Origin of the sequence: Amnimonas aquatica (assembly GCF_002943415.1) — a bacterium.
In the GTDB taxonomy this organism is placed as follows: Bacteria; Pseudomonadota; Gammaproteobacteria; order Pseudomonadales; family Moraxellaceae; genus Perlucidibaca; species Perlucidibaca aquatica_A.
Genome location: NZ_PTQZ01000212.1, coordinates 1 through 3,052 on the forward strand (window position 1 = coordinate 1; position 3,052 = coordinate 3,052).

2 protein-coding genes and 1 pseudogene are annotated in these 3,052 nt (G+C 72.0%); 1 reads left to right on the top strand and 2 read right to left on the bottom strand.

Annotated elements, in window-relative coordinates:
* Positions 1–77 precede the first annotated feature (77 nt).
* Both bioF and bioB read right to left on the bottom strand, forming a co-directional pair.
* Positions 78–1,280: an 8-amino-7-oxononanoate synthase gene (gene bioF / locus C5O18_RS08000; RefSeq protein WP_105192996.1), complete on the bottom strand. Its 1,203-nt coding sequence runs from the start codon at positions 1,278–1,280 to the stop codon at positions 78–80.
* A 167-nt stretch (positions 1,281–1,447) separates the two neighbouring features.
* Positions 1,448–2,482: pseudogene (gene bioB, locus C5O18_RS08005) on the bottom strand (biotin synthase BioB); the annotation flags it as partial.
* Between the two features lie 82 nt (positions 2,483–2,564).
* On the opposite strand from bioB, the gene C5O18_RS08010 reads away from it, so the two are divergent.
* On the top strand, positions 2,565–3,052 hold a 488-nt coding region (locus tag C5O18_RS08010), incomplete at its 3' end, for a ComF family protein (RefSeq protein WP_146089288.1).

Here is a 3,052-nt window from a genome sequence, read left to right on the forward strand (position 1 = left end):
CAGCACCAGCTCGGGCGCACCGGCGCCGGCCGGGCCGGTGCAGGCATAGGTATCGTGGTAGGGCAGCAGCGCGGACATCAGGACTCCAGGTAGCGGGGCGCCAGCTCGGCCAGCGCGTTCAGCAGGTCATCCACGGCCTGGGCCGTGTGCGTGGCGGTCACCGTCAGACGCAGGCGGGCGGTGCCGGACGGCACCGTCGGCGGGCGGATGGCTCCGGCCAGGAAACCGCGCTCGAGCAGATCCTGCGACAGCGACAGCGCGCGCTCGGCGCTGCCGAGCAGCACCGGCTGGATCGCCGTGGCGCTGTCCATGAGCGTCCAGCCCTGCGCCAGCAGGCCGGCGCGCAGCTGGGCGATGCGCAGGTTCAGCTGTTCGCGCCGCCAGTCGTCCGCGCGCACCCGGCGCAGCGCCTCGCGCGTGGCCGCCGCCAGCGCCGGCGGCAGCGCCGTGGTGTAGATGGCCGGGCGCGCGAGCTGCTGCAGGGCATCGATGAGCAGGCGCGGACCGGCGACGAAGGCGCCGTAGACACCGAAGGCCTTGCCCAGCGTGCCCATGCGCAGCGGCACCGCCGCCGCCGGCAGACCGAAATGGCTGACGCTGCCCCGGCCCTGCTCGCCGAGCACGCCGAAGGCATGGGCCTCGTCCAGCACCAGCAGCGCGCCGTGCGCGCGGCAGACCGCCGTCAGCGCCGGCAGCGGCGCCAGGTCGCCATCCATGCTGAACACGCCGTCGCTGACCACCAGGCGGCGCCGGGTGTCGGCCGGCAGGTCATGGAGGCGGCGCGCCAGATCGTCGCTGTCGCGGTGGGCGTAGCGCTGGTGACGGGCACCCGAGGCCAGGCCGCCATCGAGCAGCGAGGCGTGGTTGAGACGGTCCTGGAGAATGGCGTCGCCCTTGCCCGCCAGCCCCTGCAGCAGCCCGAGGTTGGCCAGGTAGCCGTTGCCGAACAGCAGCACGGCCTCCACGCCCAGCCAGTCCGCCAGCTCCTCGGCCAGCGCGGCGTGCTCGGCGTGATGCCCGCAGACCAGGCCGGCGGCACCGGCACCGACGCCGACGCGGACGACGGCATCGGCCAGGGCCTGGCGCAGCGCCGGATCGGCGGCCAGTCCGAGGTAGTCGTTGCTGCAGAGGTTGTGCAGCCAGCGGCCGTCGCGCAGCACGCGCGGCCCCTGTGCGGAGTCGAGGCTGCGCGCGCGCCGGGTCAGGCTGGCGGCCTCGCGCTCGGCCAGCACATCGCCCAGCCACTGCCGCCAGTCACCGGGCAGGCCATCATCAGGCATGCCGCCAGCGGGCAGCGTGGCGGCCGCCGGCATCAGTTGACGGCCCGGCTCGCCGGCGCGGCGGCCATGGCGTCATGCCAGAGCGACGCGGACGCCGGCGCCGCCGGGCGCGGGTCGAAGAAGCCAACGGCGGTGGCGACGCGCGCCTCCGCCGGCAGCGCGGCGCGGGCGGTCGCGGCATCACCGGCCAGATCGTCATGGGCCGGCGCAGCGGCATGCGGAATGGCGTCCTCGACCTTGGGCGTCAGGCCCAGGCGCCGGAACAGCTTGCGGTCGGCCTCGGCCTCGGGGTTCGCCGTGGTCAGCAGCTTCTCGCCATAGAAAATGGAGTTGGCGCCGGCCATGAAGCACAGCGCCTGCAACGACTCCGGCATCTGCTCGCGACCGGCGGACAGGCGCACCATGCTCTTCGGCATGACGATGCGCGCCACCGCGATGGTGCGCACGAATTCGAACGGGTCCAGGTCCTCGACATCGCCCAGCGGCGTGCCGGGAATCTTCACCAGCTGGTTGATCGGCACCGAATCCGGATGCACCGGCAGCGTGGCAAGCTGGGTGAGCAGGCCGACGCGATCCTCGCGCGACTCGCCGAGACCGACGATGCCGCCGGCGCAGACCTTCATGCCGGCATCGCGCACGCGGGTCAGCGTATCCAGGCGATCCTGGTAGGTGCGCGTGGTGATGATCTGGTTGTAGTGCTCGGGGCTGGTGTCGAGGTTGTGGTTGTAATAGTCGAGGCCGGCCTCGGCCAGACGCCCGGCCTGGTCATCGTCGAGCATGCCCAGCGTCATGCAGGTCTCCAGCCCCAGCGACTTCACGCGCCGGACCATCTCCAGCACATAGGGCATGTCCTTCTCGCGCGGACTGCGCCAGGCGGCGCCCATGCAGAAGCGGGAAGCGCCCTTGTCCCTGGCGTTCTGCGCTTCCTGGACTACCTTTTCGATGGCCAGCAGCTTTTCCTTGTCCAGACCGGTGTCGTAGCGGCCCGACTGCGAGCAGTACTTGCAGTCCTCGGGACAGGCACCGGTCTTGATCGACAGCAGCGTGCTGACCTGGACGGCATTGGCGTCGAAATGCCGGCGATGCACCACCTGGGCCTGGAACAGCAGGTCATTGAACGGCAGGTCGAACAGCGCACGCACTTCGGCGCGGGTCCAGTCGCTGCGGACCGGCTGGTCATCTTTCGGGAGGGAGACGGACATGGAGCTGCTCCGTGGTATCGGGATCGGGGGAATGCGATGGTGGCGGGCGGCCGTGGCAGGCAGCAGGCGGGCCGGCGCCGTCATGGCCCCGATTCTGGCCGGGCTCGCCGACAATCGTCAACTTCAGGCACTCGCCAAGGTTGACAATATATCGGCCGGATGCTGCCTGCTCTGCGGCGCCCGTGCCCGCCGCCACTGCCTGTGTCCCGACTGCCTCGCCGATCTGCCCTGGCTTCCGCCGGCCTGCGCCGGCTGCGCGCTGCCGCTGGCGACCGGCCTCGACACCGCGTGCGAGGAGAGCGGAGACAGCGAAGGCGCCGAACGCTGCCCGGACTGCCGGCTGACGCCACCGCCCTGGTCGCGCGCCTTCGCGCTATTCCGCTACGAGTTCCCGGTCGACCGGCTGATCGCCGCACTCAAGTACCACGGCCGCCTGCCGCTGGCCACCAGCTTCGGGCACCTGCTGGCCGACCGCCTGCCTCCGGGCATCCGGCCCGATGTGGTGCTGCCGGTGCCGGTGCATCCTCGCCGCCTGCGCCGCCGCGGCTGCAACCAGGCCGCGCTGCTGGC